A 17,290-nucleotide genomic window follows, 5' to 3' on the forward strand; every position below is an offset into this window, starting at 1 on the left:
TAACAGCAGTCCTCGTCCCGTACTTGTTTCCAGCTAATGCGACCCGGCGTTCGCGCCTAATGCGCGCAGGTTCTGCCTAACGAATGATGAGAGCCATCTTATCAAATGACGATGAGTATTGGCACTCACATTTAGAGCAGAGTGTCAAGGAATCGGGACTCGATTGGCAAGCCGGATTTTTCATGATTGGCGGCATCCAAAAGACCGGATGCGGCACTGCGGAACGAATCGGGTGGAATCGGCTGAATGCCTTTCCAGTCATGGGTTTGCGGCCGTCTCCGCCAGATCGGGATATGGCGGCGGAGACACCGTTCAGACAGGGTCGGATCGCGGCCGGGCGATCCGGTTTTCCGCCATTTTTGATTCCGTTTGTGCGTGAATTCGTTGTTTTATTCCACAGTCCGTTGCAATGTTTTCTGTGCAACCGGCGCGGGCGACCGGCGCGGGCATCCGGCGCGGGCATCCGCGCCGGATGCACCGGTCAGCCCGCCGCGCCGTAGCCGCCGCCGCCCGGCGTTTCGACGACGAACACGTCGCCCGGCGCCATCTGCGCACGGCCGATGTGGTCGAGCGCCTCGACCGTGCCGTCCGCCCGCTCGATCGTGTTGCGGCCGAGCGCGCCGGCGTCGCCGCCCGCCGCGCCGAACGGCGCGTGGATCCGGTTGTTCGACAGGATCGACGCGGTCATCGGCTCCAGGAAGCGGATCCGCCGCACCGCGCCGTCGCCGCCGCGCCAGCGCCCGCCACCGCCCGAGCCGGCGCGGATCCGGTGCGAGTCGAGCCGCACCGGGTAGCGCCATTCGAGCACCTCCGGATCGGTCAGCCGCGAGTTCGTCATGTGCGTCTGCACCGCGCCGACGCCCGCGAAGCCGTCGCCGGCGCCGCTGCCGCCCGCGATCGTCTCGTAATACTGGTATTGAGCGTTGCCGAACGTGAAGTTATTCATCGTTCCCTGGCTCGACGCGACGCAGCCGAGCGCGCCGTACAGCGCGTTGGTGATGGCCGACGACGTTTCGACGTTGCCCGACACGACGGCCGCCGGATACTCGGGGTTCAGCATCGAGCGGGCCGGCACGATCACCGTCAGCGGCTTCAGGCAGCCGGCGTTCAGCGGGATATCGTCGCCGACCAGCGTGCGGAACACGTACAGCACGGCGGCCATGCAGACGGCCTTCGGCGCATTGAAGTTGTTGTCGAGCTGCGCGGACGTGCCGGTGAAATCGATTTCGGCACACCGCGCCGCGCGGTTGACGCGGATCGCGACGCGAATCTGGGCGCCGTTGTCGAGCGGATACCGGTACGCGCCGTCCTGCAGCGCGCCGATCACCCGCCGCACTGCCTCCTCCGCGTTGTCCTGCACGTGCCCCATGAACGCGAGCACGACGTCGCGGCCGAACAGCGCGACCATCCGGCGCAGTTCGTCGACGCCCTTCTGGTTCGCGGCGACCTGCGCGCGCAGGTCGGCCATGTTCTGCTCGACGTTGCGCGCCGGGTAGCGGCCCGATGCGAGCAGCGCGCGGGTTTCGGCATCGCGCAGCACGCCGGCCGACACGAGCTGCCAGTTGTCGATCAGCACGCCCTCCTCGTCGATATGCGTCGAATCGGGTGGCATCGAGCCGGGCGTCGTACCGCCGATGTCCGCGTGGTGGCCGCGCGAGCCGACGTAAAACAGCGGCGCATCCGAGCCGTCGGCAAATACCGGCGTGATGACCGTCACGTCCGGCAGGTGCGTGCCGCCGTGATACGGGTCGTTCAGCATGAAGACGTCGCCGTCGCGCATCCGGCCGCGATTGCGCTCGATCACCGTGCGGATGCTCTCGCCCATCGAGCCGAGATGCACGGGCATGTGCGGCGCATTCGCGATCAGGTTGCCGTCGCCGTCGAAGATCGCGCACGAGAAGTCGAGCCGCTCCTTGATGTTCACCGAGTACGCGGTGTTCTGCAGCCGCAGCCCCATCTGCTCGGCGATCGACATGAACAGGTTGTTGAAGATCTCGAGCCGCACCGGGTCGGCGTCGGTGCCGAGCGAGCGGCGCGTCGGCAGCGGCGTCGTGCGCGTCAGCACGAGGTTGCCCTGCGCGGTCATCTCCGCCCGCCAGCCAGGCTCGACAACAGTCGTGCCGTTCTTCTCCGCGACGATCGCCGGGCCGTCGATCGCGTCGCCGGCCAGCAGCGTGTCGCGCACGTACAGCGCCGCGTCGTGCCACCGGCCGCCGGAATGGAAGCGCACCGCGGAGTCGGCGCGGGGTGTCGCGCCATCGCCCGCGCCACGCGGCGCCAGCGACGCGATGTCGACCGGCGCGTCCGAACGGCCGATCGCCTCGACCGACGCAAGCTCGGCGACGAGCGGTGTGCCGGGCATCAGGAATGCGTAGCGCTGCCGGTACGCGGCCTCGAACGCCTGCTGCATCGCATCGACACTGCCGGCCGGCACGTCGAGCGCCGAATCGGTGCCCTGATAGCGCAGGTGCACGCGCCGCTCGGTCGCGATCCGCTCCGGCGGCACCCCTTGTTCGAGCAGCGCGCCGACGGCCTCGTCGGCCAGCCGGTCGAGCGCCGCGTTCAGCGCCGGCAACGATGCGTCGGACAGCGCGGCCTCGACCGCGCGCTCGCGCATCGCCGTCTGGTCGGCAAGGCCCATCCCGTAGGCGGACAGCACGCCCGCGAGCGGATGCGCGAACACTTGCGTCATCCCGAGCGCGTCGGCCACACCGCATGCGTGCTGGCCGCCCGCGCCGCCGAACGTCGTCAGCACGTAGCGCGACACGTCGTGGCCGCGCTGCACGGAAATCTTCTTGATCGCGTTGGCCATGCTGCCGATCGCGATCTCCAGGAAGCCTTCGGCCAGCGCCTCGGGCGTCTCGCGCCGCCCCGTCGCCGCGTGGATCTCGTCGGCGAGCGCCGCGAACTTCGCGACCACGCCGTCGCGGTCGAGCGGTTCGTCCGCATGCGGGCCGAACACGCGCGGAAAATAATCGGGCTGGATCTTGCCGAGCATCAGGTTGCAGTCGGTGACCGTCAACGGCCCGCCGCGCCGGTATGCGGCCGGCCCCGGGTTCGCGCCGGCCGATTCGGGCCCGACGCGCAGCCGCGCGCCGTCGAAACCCAGCACCGAGCCGCCGCCGGCCGCGACCGTGTGGATGCTCATCATCGGCGCGCGCATCCGCACGCCGGCCACCTGCGTCTCGAACTCGCGCTCGAACTCGCCGTTGTAGTGCGACACGTCGGTCGACGTACCGCCCATGTCGAAGCCGATCACCTGGCCGAAGCCGGCCGCGCGCGCCGCACGCACCATCCCGACGATGCCGCCGGCCGGACCCGACAAGATCGCGTCCTTGCCCTGGAACGCATCGGCGCGCGTCAGCCCGCCGCTGCTCTGCATGAACTGCAGGTTCACGCCCGGCATCTCGTGCGCGACCTGCTCGACGTAGCGGCGCAGGATCGGCGACAGGTACGCATCGACGACGGTCGTGTCGCCCCGCGACACCATCTTCATCAGCGGCGACACCTCGTGCGACACCGACACCTGCGTGAAGCCGATGCGGCGCGCGAGCTCCGCCAGCGCGCGTTCGTGCGCGGTGTAACGGTAGCCGTGGATCAGCACGATCGCGAGCGCACGCACGCCGCTGTCGAACACGCCGCGCAGCGACGCTTCGGCACCCTGAACATCGAGCGGCACGACGACGTCGCCATGCGCGCCGACGCGCTCGTCGATCTCGACGACGGTTTCGTACAGCGCATCGGGCAGCACGATATCGAGGTCGAACAGGCGCGGCCGGTTCTGGTAAGCGATGCGCAGCACGTCGCGAAAGCCGCGCGTCGTCGCGAGCGCGGTGCGTTCGCCCTTGCGTTCGAGCAACGCGTTGGTCGCGACCGTCGTGCCCATCTTCACCATGTCGACGTGCGCGGGCGTGATCGGCTCGCCTGCCGCGAGCCCGAGCAGGTGGCGGATACCGGCCACGGCCGCGTCGCGATACTGCTCGGGGTTCTCCGACAGCAGCTTGTGCGTGACGAGCGTGCCGTCGGGCCGGCGCGCGACGATGTCGGTGAAGGTGCCGCCGCGGTCGATCCAGAATTGCCAGCGTGCGGCGTCGGAAGGAACGGAAGAAAGGTGTCGGTCAGTCATGATGTCGGGTCGATGCGTCGTGGAATCAAGGGACGAGTGCCGCCGCACGGCGCGCGTCGCGCGCCGTGTCACGGTCTCGATGAAAAGGGAAGAAAAACGAAGGGCCGGCCGCCCTGCCGCTTACGCGGCGTCGAGTTCGCGGCCGCGGGTCTCGGGCAGCGTCAGCGCGGCGACGATCACGACGCCGTATGCGGCGACCGCGAAGATGCCGATGCTCGTGCCGAGCCCGTACTGCTTCGACAGCGCACCGATCAGGAACGGGAACAGCGCACCGATCGCGCGGCCCACGTTGTAGCAGAAGCCCTGGCCGGAACCGCGCACGCGGGTCGGGAACAGTTCGGTGAGGAACGCGCCCATCCCCGAGAAGATGCCCGACGCGAAGAAGCCGAGCGGGAAGCCGAGCCACAGCATCGACGCGTTGGTCAGGTTCAGCGACGTGTACGCGAACGCGATCACCATCGAGCCGACCGCGAACAGGATGAAGTTCGGCTTGCGGCCGAGGCGATCGGTCAGGTACGCACTCGTCAGGTAGCCGACCCACGAACCGAAGATGATCATCGCGAGATAGCCGCCGGTGCCCATCACCGTGAGGTGACGCTCGGTCTTCAGGAAGGTCGGCAACCACGTCGTGATCGCGTAGTAGCCGCCCTGCGCGCCGGTGGTCAGCAGCGCAGCGCGCAGCGTCGTCGTGATCAGCTTCGGCGCGAAGATCTCGGTCAGGCGCGGCGCATCGGCCACTTTTGCCTGCGCGGCCTTCTCCTTCTCGTAGACGTCCGGTTCCTTCACGTAGCGGCGGATCGCGACGACCAGCAGCGCGGGCGCGAGCCCGACCAGGAACAGCGCGCGCCAGGCCTGCTCGGCCGGCAGCACCGAGAACAGCAGCGCATACAGCAATGCGCACAGCCCCCAGCCGATCGCCCAGCCCGACTGCACGAGGCCGACCGCCTTGCCGCGATCGCGGGCACGGATCACTTCACCGATCAGCACCGCGCCGGCCGTCCATTCGCCGCCGAAGCCGAAGCCCATCAGCGCACGTGCCGCGAGCAGCTGGTGGTAGCTCTGCGCGAGCCCGCACAACGCGGTGAACACGGCGAACCACAGCACCGTGAGCTGCAGCGTGCGCACGCGGCCGATCCGGTCGGACAGGATGCCGGCGATCCAGCCGCCGAGCGCCGACGCGAGCAGCGTGATCGTGCCGATGAAGCCGGCGTCCGCGAGCGAGATGCCCCACGTCGCGACGAGCGTCGGGATCACGAACGACAGCATCTGCGTGTCCATCCCGTCGAGCATGTAGCCGACCTTGCAGCTCCAGAACGCGCGGCGCTCGCGCGGCTGCGCATCGGCGTACCACGAGAACAGGCCGCTGCGCTCGGGGCTCGCGGGCTCCGCGGCGGGTGCCGCGAGGGTCTTGCTTTCCATGGTGGTGCTCCTGTCGTTATGCGCGTTCGAATGGCGATCGTGCGTGCGGTATGTCGTGCGTGGCCGTCTGCCGGCCCGGAATTCAGAATACGGCGAGCGACGCGTTCGTGATGTCGGTCATCAGCATGTGGCCGGGCGTATGCGCGATCGCGATCGGCAGCTTCGCCTCCATCAGCGCGGTTTGCGGCGTCACGCCGCACGCCCAGAACACCGGCAGCTCGCCGTCGCGGATCGTGACTGCATCGCCGAACTCGGGTGCGTTCAGATCGGCAATGCCGAGTTCCCCCGGATGGCCGATATGGATCGGCGCGCCGTGCACGCCCGGGAACCGGCTCGTGATCTGCACCGCGCGGATCGCGTCGGCGCCGCGCATCGGCCGCATCGACACAACCAGCTGGCCGCCGAAGATGCCCGCGCGGCGGTTCGGAATCGACGTGCGGTACATCGGCACGTTGCGACCCTCCTCGACGTGGCGCAGCCCGATCCCCTCGCGGGCGAGCATGTCCTCGAACGAGAACGAGCAGCCGATCGCAAACACGACGAAATCGTCGCGCCACAGCGCTTCCAGCGACTCGACGCGCTCGGTCAGGCGGCCGTCGCGGTACACGTTGTAGCTCGGCACGTCGGTGCGGATGTCGAGATCCTCGCCGAGCGCGTCGATCCGGAACGCGCCCGGTTCGCCGACGCCCAGCAGCGGGCACGCTTTCGGGTTTGCCTGGCAGAAGCGCAGGAAATCATGCGCATACGCGTCGGGCAGGATCGCGAGGTTCGCTTGCGCAAACGGGCCGCAATGGCCGGCGGTCGGGCCGCGGAACGCGCCGTGGCGCACGGACTGGCGGAATTCGGAAGGCGTCATGATGTTGGATCGCTGATCGGGATGGCGTCGGGATGACGGTGGCGTGTCATCGGATACGGCGAAGAATAGAAAAGAAAAAATTTTGTCGCCAACGAGTTTTTTTGCGTCTCTTGTATAGAATTTCTTAACACATCTCGGGGTTTTCCCCTGCTCCGTTCACTTTTCCTCACCGGCAAGCTGCGCCTTCATCGTCCTCCCGATCCGCCATGAACACGCGTTTTCTCGAAACCTTCGTCACGCTCGCGAAGCTGCGCAACTTCCGCACGACGGCTGCGGCGCTGCACGCGACGCCGGCCGCGATCTCGCAGCGCCTGAAGGCGCTGGAGGACGAACTGCAGACAGTACTCGTCGATCGCGACAGTCGTGAATTCCGGCTCACGCCGAACGGCGAGTACCTGCTCGGCTATGCAAAGGCCGTGGTCGAGGCCACGCAGGAGCTGCAGGCCGCCGCGTCCGGAGAAAGCGCGCTGCGCGGCAAGCTGCGGCTCGGCGTGATCGAGACCGTCGTGCACAGCTGGCTTCCGCACTATATGCGGCGGCTGGCGGCCGACTATCCGCAGCTGGAAATCGACCTGACCGTCGACGTGAGCGTCGTGTTGCAGCGCCGACTGATGGCCGGCGAGCTCGACCTGATCATCCGCGTCGAGGGCAGCGACGAGGCGTCGGTCGTGTGCGACGCGCTCGCGAACTACCCGGTGCGCTGGATCGCGCGCGCGGGGCTGCTGCCGAACACGCGCACGGGCCTCGCGCGGCAGGTGCTGCGCCAGCCGATCCTGACCTACGGACGCGGCACCGCGCCGCATCGTGCGCTGGAAGACATCGTCCGCGCGCTCGCGCACGCGCATGGCGTGCCGCTGTCGGAGACGCGCATCACCGGGTCGCCGTCGATCTCGGTAATCGTACAGCTGGTGCGCGACGGTTTCGGCGTCGCCGCGATTCCGGTGCTGTTCGTCGATGCGCTGATCGAAAGCGGCGAGGTTGTCGAGCTGCCGCTGCAGCCGTCGCCGCCGTCGATCGTCGTGTCGATGTCGCGACGGGCGGATGCGCCGAGGTTCGTGCACGGTGCGTCAATTGCCGCGCGGGCGGCGTGTCATGAGTATTGCGAGAAGAGTACGCGGAGGTTGGTTGAAGCGCTTTGACTTTGCAGCGGTGGATGACCTGCTTTCGACATCGCGGCGGGAATCGCCCACAATCGCCCTCGGCGCGTTTGCACTTCGCGCTACGCATCGTGAATGACGGCACGGCCGTCCGGCATTCACCGATTCGCATGCCCCGCACGACAAGAAGGCACCATGCCGATCCGCTCCGCTTCCACCCGCCTGAACCTCGCGCGCGCCGTGATCGTCGCGCTGTATGTCGCGTCGCTGCTGCTGCCCGTCGCGGCCGAACCGCCGAATGCGGCCGGCGCGGTGAGCTGGTGGCACGGGTACACGGTGCTCGCGCTCGGCGGCCTCGCGATCCTCGACCTGCAGTTCGCGTGGCTCGGCAACCCGCTGCTCGTCGTGGCACTGATCAGGCCGAACCGTACCGTGTCCGCGCTGCTCGCCGTGGTCGTGGTGTTCGCGATCGGCTGGCACACGATCCCGACCGACGCGAACTACGAAAAAATCGGCACGTTCGGCCTCGGGTACTACCTGTGGATTGCTGCGATGATTGGCGCCGCCGTGTTGCCGTGGATCGATGGTCTCGGAGGGAACGACAGCGTTGCGGCCGAAGCGGTTGCCGCTACCGCATCGGCAAGCACCAGCCGCCCGGCGCAACCGCATGCCGCACCGTCATCGGCCCGCCCGCCGGGCCGGCAAAGCGGCTGGACCGTCACCGCGACCGACACGCGCATCGAGTCGACCGACCCGACCGGCGCAACACGCGGAATCGCGCTGTCCGACCTCGGTGCGGTCCTGATCGAAACCAACGACCAGGGGCCATTCGTGTCGGATGTCTGGTGGATCCTGTTCGACACGAACAAGCAGTTCGCGTGCGGGTTCCCGCAGGACACCGAAGGCGCGAAAGCAGCCGTCGACCGGCTGCTCGACCTGCCCGGCATCGATCATCGCAAGGTCATCGACGCGCAGACGTCGATCCAGAACGCGACGTTCCCGATCTGGGAACGAGCGGTTCAAGCGGAGCCGAAGGACGACGAGACGCAACGCACCGGCTGAAAACGCGCGTCGATCATTGCTGAAGGCACGGCCGCCGAAACAGGCGGCCGTGCCTGCCGAGCCCGGCATCAGCCGGGCATCACCCCCCTCAGTGCGACCGGCCCGTTTCCGTACCCGGCGCGAACGAGATGCCGCGCAGCACTTCCGCAAACTTCGCCGTACGCAGCACCGCGAACCGCTCGGTGGCAGCCGTCGTCGCGCTCGTGTTGCGCAGCGCGTCGCGCACCGCGACGAGCCGGTTCGGATCGGCGCCGACGTCGCCGTTGCCGCTGACCGTCGACGTGACCGCCCAGATCGTCACCGTGCCATCGCGTTCGACGCGGCCCGTCAGGTTGCGCAGGCCAGCCGTCGCCGGCGCCCACGGCAACCCCGTCGCCGCATTGTTGCCGAGCGGATAACCCGCCACGGAATACGGCTTGCCGAGGTCCAGCCCGTTCTGCAGCGTGTACGCGAGCTTCCACTGCTTCGTGCCCGCGTCGTACACCCACTTCTGCAGGCCGGCGCCCGTCTGCGCGGCCGCATGCGTGTACAGGTCCGCGCCACCCGTGTAGCCGTCGCCTTCATCCGCGACGTACAGCGTGTTCGCGTCGGCGAACCACATCCCGAACGGGTAGGAGAGCGTCGTCGCGGTCTTGTTCGGCGTGGTCGGGAAGCCCGCCAGCACGCACATGTTGTTCGGCAAACCCGTCGTCTGCAGCGTCGCCGCGTTGTACGCGAGCGGCGCCGTCGGCAGCACGGCCTTCGGCGACGGCACGCCGACGCCCGACGGGCACGCGGTGCCGGTCGTATCGACGAAGTACACGGTGTTCACGCCGTTGCCGCCGCTGCCCTTCGAGTAGTACACGACGTTGTCGTGCACCGCGATGCCGCGGAAGTTGTCGTCCTTGCCGATCTTGTCGGCCTTCGCGCCGAGTTCCGTGACCGAAAAGCTCGCGAGGGGCGTCGGCACGCCCGGATCCTGCTGCGCTTCGTGGTGCTTCGCGCCGTCGATCAGTTGCGCGCCCGCGCCGAGGATCACGTTGTCCGGTTGCGGATTCGAACCGTTGCCGGCATTGCCCGACGTGTAGTAGATCTCGCGGCCGTCGCGGTTGTTCAGGATCGCCGCGCGGCCGTTGTTGCCGCTGTACGCGTTCGTCTCGGTGAAGCGGAAATGGCCGTGACGATCGACGCGCGCGATCGCGCGATAGAAGTTCTGCCCGTCCGGGTTCGTCGTATCGACCGCGAGCGGCGTGTTCGAGTTCGACACGTCGATCGTGTTGACCGGTGCGACGTAACCCATGAACGTCAGGTAGTTGCCGTCGGCCGACAGGTGCAGGCCGAGTTCCGACTTCGAGCTGAAGCTCGTCACCATCTGGTCGTGCGCGAAGCCTTTCTGCAGGCTGTTCGGCACTTCGAGGGTGCTGACGGTGCCGCCCGCCGGCGTGATCTGGTCGAGGAAGATGCGCGACGTGATGCCGAAACTGCCGTCGTAGCGGTCGTTGTTCCACAAGTACGGATAGGTGCCGTCGTTCGGCGCGCCCGAAGCCGCGCCGCAACCGCCGGTGGTCTTCGCGCAGTTCGGCGGCAGGATCGCGCCGGGTTGCACGTTGGCTGACACGTTGTCGTACACGCTGCGGCTGAGCACCAGGAAGCCCGGCACGAAACCCGGTGCAAAGCGGCTTTCACCGCCGTCATTCGGGGCGGCCTGCGCGCCGATGCTCGCTGCGATCAGCGTGAGTGCGACGACGGGAACGGTTCGATCGCGCAGCGCGCGGCGGCGCTTCGCGGACAAGGCGAAATTCGGCATGGACAAGGCTCCGTACGACATCGATTGGGGATGTTGTTGTGGACAGACTGACGACGTGAAGCCACGCCACCTTAGCCATGCTTGATGAAGAATTGATTGCACGCGATGTCGCCGGAACCCGCAGACAAATACGAGTGTGACTCGCGCCTCTTTTTGTTATTTATCCGTAATGCGAAAGAAATGAATCAGACAGCCGGCGACGCGGATTGCCCGGCATGCGGCTGCGTCAACTTGCCGTCGCCGTACTCACGGAGCACCTTCGAGATCACGACGCGATAGCCGTCGAGCCAGCGCGCCTGCTTCGCTTTCGCTTCGAGATGCGCCGGATGCTGCATCAACTGCTGCAGCGCCGCTTCTGATTCCCAGTAGTAGACGTTCTGGATCAGCCCCGCTTCGGCGTTCTCCCAGGTTTCCTCGCCGAGATAGCCGGGCGTCGCGCGCGCCATGTCGGCGATCTGTCGGTCGAGCCGGTGGAATTCGTCGTCATATTGCCCGGCACGGAAAATGAAGGTCGACGCGTACATGCACGCTCCATCGAAGACGGTTGAAAGAGCGCCAAGTGTAAGGCACGCACGGCGTGCCACGATCGTTACGCAGTGGGCGGATCAGTGTCGAGCCATGCGTCGATGTATGACGCGTCTTCAAGGGCCCCGGCCGCAGGTGCCGGCGTCGCCGCAAGCGCATGCCGCGCACGTTCGAGCGCCTGCGCGAAGCCGCGCAACTCGTGCGTCGCGGGCCGATCGTCGGCGCGTCGGCGTGCGAGCGCCGCTTCGATGTTTGCACCGATCAATGCCCGCTGCGCGTCGATGAAGTCGATGCACAGCGCGCGGCAATGTGCGGAAGCCGATGCGACGGCCAGCAACACGGGCACGATCGACACGGTCAGGTAGCCGCCCGGTGCGAGCCGCGACAGCGCATGACGCACGTCCTGCCCGCCATCGGTCAACGACGCGAACACCGCATCGCGCCACACCGCGCGCTCGAACGTGAGCGCGTCGCGATGCGCGTCGAGCGCCGCGCGATCCGCGACCTGCCCGGCCGTTACCAACGGAATCGGAAAGGAAGATTCGATGGAAGGCTGCGCGGCTCCCGCCTCGACGATGCAGTTCGCGCCCAGCCATGCCGTTTCGTCGCGCCGTGCGGCAAGCACGCGCGACTGCAACCGGTCAGGCAACATCGGATCGAGCGGCACCGCGCCGCAGATCGACGGTTTCTCCGCGTGCACACTGCAGCAGCCGTCGTCGGCCAGCGCCGCACAACGGCCGAGCGACGGATAGTCGTAGCCCTGCAGCGTCAGCGCGATCCATTCGCCATTCGCGCCGCCGATACGATGGAACAGCCGGTCGGCCAGCGCTTCGGATGCCGCAACATCATCCGCATCGAGCGCATGCTCATGCCCGCCCGCACGCCAGCGTTCGCCGATCCGCCGCTTCGGCACGCGACGGATCGTCAGCGCGCCGACGAAGCGATGCCGATGCCGGAACAGTTCGCGCAACGACAGCGTCGGCGCGCTGTTGCAGCAGCGTCCGCATGCATTGCACGCGAGCCCATACGTCTCTACCACGGCCGCCGCACCGAATCCTGGTAGCGCGTGAGGATGAAGCGCGCGACGTCGTCCGAGTGATACGCGGCGACGAGCTGCGCGACCCACGGTTTCGTGCGATCGGCGTCGCGCACCGTCAGCACATTCGCATACGGCGAGCGGGCATCTTCGAGGCTGATGCTGTCGCGCGCGGGTTGCAGCCCCGCGCGGGCGGCATCGTCGCTGTCGATCGCGACGAACGCGGCCGTATCGAGCTCCGCGTAAAGCCGGTCGCGGCGCAGCGCGACGAGTTTCAGTCCAAGCCGGTTTCCGGTCACGTCGCGCAGCGTCGCGTGCAGGCCGGCCTTCTCGCGCAGCGTCACCAGCGTGTCGTTCTGCAGCAGCACGAGCGCGCGTGCCATGCCGCGCGGATCGGCGGGAAGCGCGACCGTCGCGCCCGGTTGCAATGCGTTCAGGCTTTTCAGCTTGCGCGAATAAAACGCCATCGGCAGCGTGACGGTCGGCGCGACGTCGGTCAGTGCGTAGCGCTTCTGCGTGCGCGTCGCGGCAAGCTGTTGCGCATCCTCGAAGCTGGCCGCGTCGATCCGGCCGTCGGCAAGCGCCGTGTCGATACGTGACGCGTCGTCGAATTCGACGACGTCGATACCCAATCCTCGCGTGGCGGCAACCCGCCTCACTTCGTCCAGGATCTGCGCATGCACGCCGCGCGTGACGCCGACGCGCACCGCCGGTGCAACGGCGTCGGCCGCCACCGCCGATCCCTGCTGCACGACGCCGCACGCGGCCAGCAACCACACCAAAACGAATCGCACGAAGCCCTTCGTCATGACGCATCCCTCAGAATCGTGCGAAAGCCGATGTGCGACGCACCGAGATCGGCTTCCTGCTGTTCGCGCGACGACGCGCGATAGCGTACGCAGTAATCGCGCGAGCACAGGAACGAGCCGCCCTTGATGACCATCGGCGTATCGTGCCGGCGTGTCGGCGGTGCGACGGCCGCCGTGTCGCCGTTCGTGTGCGACTGATGCGGGCCCGTGTACGCGTCCTTCGTCCATTCCCATGCGTTGCCGATCATGTCGTAGAGCCGGAAGCCGTTCGCCGCGTAGCAGCCGACGGGCGCGAGCCCCGCATGACCGTCCTCGGCCGTGTCGAGCACCGGGAACGCGCCCTGCCAATAGTTCGCCGCCGGCTTGCCCTGCGCATCGCGCGGCGCCGCATCGAGCGACGCATCGTCGCGGCCGGCCTTGCCCGCGTATTCCCATTCGGCTTCGGTCGGCAGATCGCGGCCGAGCCAGTGCGCATACGCGAACGCGTCGCGCTGCGTGACGAGCGTGACGGGCAGGTTGCCGAGCCCTTCGACGTCGCTGCCCGGCCCGCGCGGATGACGCCACGACGCACCCTTCACCCACGACCACCACGCGAGGTCGCGCGCATTCATCTCGTCGCGCGTCGGCACGTGGAACACCGCCGCGCCGCCCTGCTGCTCGGCCTCGGTCACGTAATCGGTCGCCTGCACGAACGCGGCGAACTGCGCGATCGTCACGTCGGTCTGGTCGATCCAGAAGCCGCCGACGCGCGTGCGGCCGTCGCCGACCGGACGCTCGTCCGCATAGCCTTGTGTGCTGCCGAACACGAACGCGCCGCGGCGCAGGTGCACCATCCCGGCCTGCGGGTCGTCGCGCCACTTCGCCGGCAGCCCCGAGTAGCGTTCGCACTGGCGTTCCGAACCGAGCGGCGCAAGCGCGCGGCCGCGATTCAGGTCATCGAATGCACCGCCCGCCGGCGCCGCCGAATTCGCATAGCCCACCGCGAACGCGGCAGCGAACAGCGTGGCGGCGAGCGCCGCGCCGGTCGTCCAGAAGCGGAACCGCATCGTGTCGTCCCCGCTATCAGTAGTAGCCGCGCGGACGCAGCGGCTCGACACCGCCGACGTTGCTCATGTAGGTCTTCCACTGGTCGACGAGCGTGCCGATCACCGACGGGTTTTGCGCCGACACGTCGGTCGTCTCGCCGCGATCCGACGCGAGGTCGTACAGTTGCCAGTGACCGTCGAGCGGCCCGAGCGGCGGCTCGGTCCACAACGCCTTCCAGCGGCCGTCGGCGCTGCGCAGGTAGGCGCGGCCGTACGCTTCGTCGCCGAACGGCGTCGTGTGCACTTCGCCCGTCGCCGAGCCCGTGAGCACCGGCAGCAGCGACTGGCCCGTGACCGGATACACGTAGCGGTTGTTGTAGACCACCTTGCCCTTGTTCTGGTCGACGCCCGTCAGCGTGTTGACGAGCGGCGGCGCGGGCTGCGACGGCGGCGTGACGCCCGCGACCGCGAGGAAGGTCGCCGTGTTGTCGGTCACGTGCGTGAATGCGCGCAGCGTCGGCAACTGCTGCGACTGGCCAGGCAGCCGCACGATCGTCGGCGTCGACACGCCGCCTTCAGCCGAATAGCCCTTCGTGAGCCGGAACGGCGACGCGCTCACTTCGGCCCAGCGCAGCCCGTACTGCAGGCGCTGCGCGTTCTGCTTGCCGTTGTCGGTGCCGAGCGTCGAATAGATCGGATCCTGCCCGTTCGCGGTGTCGGTTGCCGTCGGGTCCGCGCCGCCGTCGATCGGCCAGCCTTCCGCGCCGTTGTCCGACTGGAACATGATGAACGTGTTGTCGTATTCGCCGATGTCCTTCAAGTGCTGGATCAGCAGGCCGATGTTGTAGTCGAGGTTCTCGACCATCCCCGCGTAGATCTCCATGTAGCGTGCCTGGGCCTTTCGCTCGGCCGGCGACAGGCTCGACCACAGCTTGTCGACCTTGCCGGCACCGTAATCGCTGTATCCGTCCGCAGCCGAATGCACGGCGCTGATGTATTTCGCGTTCGCGGCACCGTTGTTCGCGGTCGCGGGCGACGCGGCCGTCGTTTCGGGCAGGCCGTCGAACGGCTTGAAGTCGGCGGGAATCAGGCCGAGCGCCTTCTGCCGCGCGATCCGCGCATTGCGGATCGCGTCGTAACCGGCGTCGTATACGCCCGCGTACTTGTGCAGCCAGGGGTCGGGCACCTGCAGCGGCCAGTGCGGCGACGTGTAGGCCGCGTAGGCGAAGAACGGCTTGCCGTCGCGCTGGTTCGAATCGATGTAGGAGATCAGCTTCTGCGTATAGAAGTCGGTCGAATAGAACACGGCCGGGCTGCCGCCCGTACCACCCGGCTGCCCGGGCTGGCCAGGCTGCACGTAGCGGCCGTCTTCCGTGTAGTTCGACGAGCCGGCCGGCTCGTGCGCGAAGTGATTCGTCGCCGCGCCGCCGAGCAGCACGTAGCTGCGCTCGAAGCCCCACTGGTCAGGCGTCTGCCCGCTGCCCGTCGCACTGCCGACGATCCCCGAGCCGATGTGCCACTTGCCCGCGATATACGTGTGGTAGCCGGCGTCCTTCAGCAGTTGCGCGAACGACAGCGCGCGATCGTTCAGGTAGCCCTCGTAGCCGGGCAGCCCGCGCCGCTCGTCGGTCGGCACGCCCATCGTGCCTTCGCCGACGAGATGGTGATCGGTGCCGGACACCAGCATCGCGCGCGTGATCGCGCAGACAGTGCCCGTGTGGTGGTTCGACAGGATGCGGCCCGATGCGACGAGCGCGTCGAGGTTCGGCGTGTTGATCTCGCCGCCGAACGCATGGATGTCGGAATAGCCGAGATCGTCGGCCATGATGTACAGGATGTTCGGGCGTTTCGCGGCTTGCGGCGGCGTGGTATTGGCCTGCGGGGGCGGCGAATCGCTGTCGACGCCGCCGCACGAGGCGAGCGACACCGCGCCGGCAATCGCGGCGCAGACGACACGGAAACGGAAAGCATGCAACGGCGAAGCGGACTTTTTCATTATTGTTGACGCTCGATCTACGGGATCGGCGATCTTAGCGTCGCCCGCGCGGCGCCCAAAGTCGGATTCGTCACATGCTAACGGGGTGCGGGAATATGCGATGCGCACCGCTCGGCACGCGTCGCGCCGCGGTGCGTCAACCGCGCCCGCCGAGGCTGCCGCCGCCGTCCACCGACAGCACCTGCCCCGTGACGAAGCCCGCTTCGTCGGACAGGAACTCACGCACACGCAAGCCGATCAGCCCGCCCGCCCCGCCGCCACCGGCATCGCGCGCCGCGATGCGATCCGCCATGCAAGCACCCCGCCCGCCAACAATGCGACAGCGACGAGCAGCAGCGCGAGATCGTACGAATGCGTGACGTCCTTGATCCGACCCATCACCGGCGGCAGCGCGAGCCCCGCGATGTTCGCGACCGCGTTGATCAGCGCGATCGATGCGGCGGCCGTGAGGCCCGACACGTATTCGGTCGTGACCGCCCAGAACACCGGTGTCGCGGCCCAGTTGAAACCGACTGCGAGCACGAGCAGCGCATACGCGACCGGCAGCACCGGCGTATAGATCGCCGCGACCAGCAGCGCGCCGGCCAGCAGCATCGGTACACAGAGATGCAGCGCGCGTTCGCCGCCGAGATCCGAATGACGGCCGTTCAGATACATCGCGACGCACGCGAACAGGAACGGCAGCGCGGACAGGCTGCCGACCGCGAAGCTCGACTGTCCCGACAAGCTCTTCACGAGCAGCGGCAGGAACAGCGTGAGGCCGATCGTGCCGAATGCCTGCAGCAGCCAGAACGCGGCGAGCGCCCACACCTTCCCGTCGCCGAACGCACGCCGCAGTGCAACGCCATGCGACAGGTGCTCGCGCGGCGCGCTGTCGCGCAGCGTCGCTTCGAGCCACGCGCGCTCGTCGGCCGGCAGCCAGCGCGCATGCGCGGGCGTGTCCGGCAGGCGGCGCAGCACGACGAACCCGAGCAGCAGCGCGGGCACGCCTTCGAGCAGGAACAGCCAGCGCCAGCCTTCGATGCCGAGCACGCCGTTCAGGTTCAGCAGCGCGCCGGACAGCGGCAGCCCGATCACCGATGCGAGCGTCGCGCCGATATAGAAGAACGACATCGCGCGCGCCCGATCGCTCTGCGGATACCACGCGGACAGGTAGTAGATGATGCCCGGCGTGAAACCCGCTTCGGCCGCACCGAGCAGCAGGCGCATCGCATAGAGCTGCCCCGGCGTATGAACGGCGCTCATCGCGGCCGCGACGATGCCCCACGTGATCATGATCCGCGCGATCCAGCGGCGCGCGCCGACGCGCGCGAGAAACAGGTTGCTCGGCACCTCGAAGAGGATGTACGTCACGTAGAACAGCCCCGCGCCGAGCCCGTACATTTCGGCGCTGAGGCCGAGGTCGGCGTTCATCTGCAGCGCCGCGACCGAGATGTTCGAGCGGTCGATGTACGCGACGAGGTACAGCAGCATCAGGAACGGAATCAATCGCAGGTTCAGTCGCCGCATCGTCGCGGCGTGCAACTGCGGGTTGGCGGCATTCATCGGCATGT

The 17,290-nt window shown here is 67.8% G+C and carries 12 protein-coding genes and 1 pseudogene; 2 read left to right on the plus strand and 11 right to left on the minus strand.

Translation table 11 applies throughout. The annotated features are described in order from the left end of the window. Positions 1-481: 481 nt before the first annotated feature. The 3 genes from KEC55_RS24490 to KEC55_RS24500 all read right to left on the minus strand — a co-directional run bounded on the left by KEC55_RS24490 (position 482) and on the right by KEC55_RS24500 (position 6,401). A complete protein-coding gene (locus KEC55_RS24490; protein ID WP_282507714.1) occupies positions 482-4,126 on the minus strand; it encodes a hydantoinase B/oxoprolinase family protein in 3,645 nt (1,214 codons plus the stop codon). Positions 4,127-4,246: 120 nt separating this feature from the next. Then, positions 4,247-5,545 (minus strand): MFS transporter, encoded by a 1,299-nt coding sequence (locus KEC55_RS24495; protein ID WP_176051279.1) that lies wholly within the window; start codon positions 5,543-5,545, stop codon positions 4,247-4,249. 82 nt (positions 5,546-5,627) lie between these two features. Continuing rightward, complete coding sequence (locus tag KEC55_RS24500; protein ID WP_282507715.1) at positions 5,628-6,401, minus strand: putative hydro-lyase; 774 nt, start codon at positions 6,399-6,401, stop codon at positions 5,628-5,630. Between the two features lie 206 nt (positions 6,402-6,607). Here KEC55_RS24500 and KEC55_RS24505 point away from each other — a divergent pair, with 206 nt between their 5' ends. Beyond that, positions 6,608-7,540, plus strand: coding sequence for a LysR family transcriptional regulator (locus tag KEC55_RS24505; RefSeq protein ID WP_282507716.1), 933 nt, complete (start codon positions 6,608-6,610; stop codon positions 7,538-7,540). A gap of 153 nt (positions 7,541-7,693) precedes the next feature. After that, positions 7,694-8,560 carry a hypothetical protein gene (locus tag KEC55_RS24510; RefSeq protein ID WP_282507717.1) on the plus strand — a complete coding sequence of 289 codons (867 nt, stop codon included), beginning with the start codon at positions 7,694-7,696 and terminating at the stop codon, positions 8,558-8,560. Between the two features lie 88 nt (positions 8,561-8,648). Here KEC55_RS24510 and KEC55_RS24515 read toward each other — a convergent pair whose 3' ends face one another. The 8 genes and pseudogenes from KEC55_RS24515 to KEC55_RS24550 all read right to left on the minus strand — a co-directional run bounded on the left by KEC55_RS24515 (position 8,649) and on the right by KEC55_RS24550 (position 17,282). Beyond that, positions 8,649-10,346: a hypothetical protein gene (locus KEC55_RS24515; RefSeq protein ID WP_282507718.1), complete on the minus strand. Its 1,698-nt coding sequence runs from the start codon at positions 10,344-10,346 to the stop codon at positions 8,649-8,651. A 185-nt stretch (positions 10,347-10,531) separates the two neighbouring features. Further along, positions 10,532-10,870: an antibiotic biosynthesis monooxygenase family protein gene (locus tag KEC55_RS24520; RefSeq protein WP_222904732.1), complete on the minus strand. Its 339-nt coding sequence runs from the start codon at positions 10,868-10,870 to the stop codon at positions 10,532-10,534. A gap of 65 nt (positions 10,871-10,935) precedes the next feature. Next, a complete protein-coding gene (locus tag KEC55_RS24525; RefSeq protein ID WP_282507720.1) occupies positions 10,936-11,910 on the minus strand; it encodes a flagellin N-methylase in 975 nt (324 codons plus the stop codon). Then, on the minus strand, positions 11,904-12,701 hold the full coding sequence (locus KEC55_RS24530) for a MetQ/NlpA family lipoprotein (RefSeq protein WP_282507721.1): 798 nt from the start codon (positions 12,699-12,701) through the stop codon (positions 11,904-11,906). The genes KEC55_RS24525 and KEC55_RS24530 overlap by 7 nt, the downstream gene beginning before the upstream one ends. An 11-nt stretch (positions 12,702-12,712) precedes the next feature. Continuing rightward, positions 12,713-13,762, minus strand: a complete 1,050-nt coding sequence (locus tag KEC55_RS24535; RefSeq protein WP_282507722.1) for a formylglycine-generating enzyme family protein — start codon at positions 13,760-13,762, stop codon at positions 12,713-12,715. A 16-nt stretch (positions 13,763-13,778) separates the two neighbouring features. Further along, positions 13,779-15,737, minus strand: coding sequence for an arylsulfatase (locus KEC55_RS24540; protein WP_282507723.1), 1,959 nt, complete (start codon positions 15,735-15,737; stop codon positions 13,779-13,781). 136 nt (positions 15,738-15,873) lie between these two features. Then, positions 15,874-15,954 (minus strand): annotated as a pseudogene (locus KEC55_RS35050) (SDR family oxidoreductase); the annotation flags it as partial. Between the two features lie 20 nt (positions 15,955-15,974). Continuing rightward, complete coding sequence (locus tag KEC55_RS24550; RefSeq protein ID WP_282507725.1) at positions 15,975-17,282, minus strand: MFS transporter; 1,308 nt, start codon at positions 17,280-17,282, stop codon at positions 15,975-15,977. Between the last annotated feature and the right edge of the window lie 8 nt (positions 17,283-17,290).

Origin of the sequence: Burkholderia cepacia (assembly GCF_029962485.1) — a bacterium.
GTDB lineage: Bacteria > Pseudomonadota > Gammaproteobacteria > Burkholderiales > Burkholderiaceae > Burkholderia.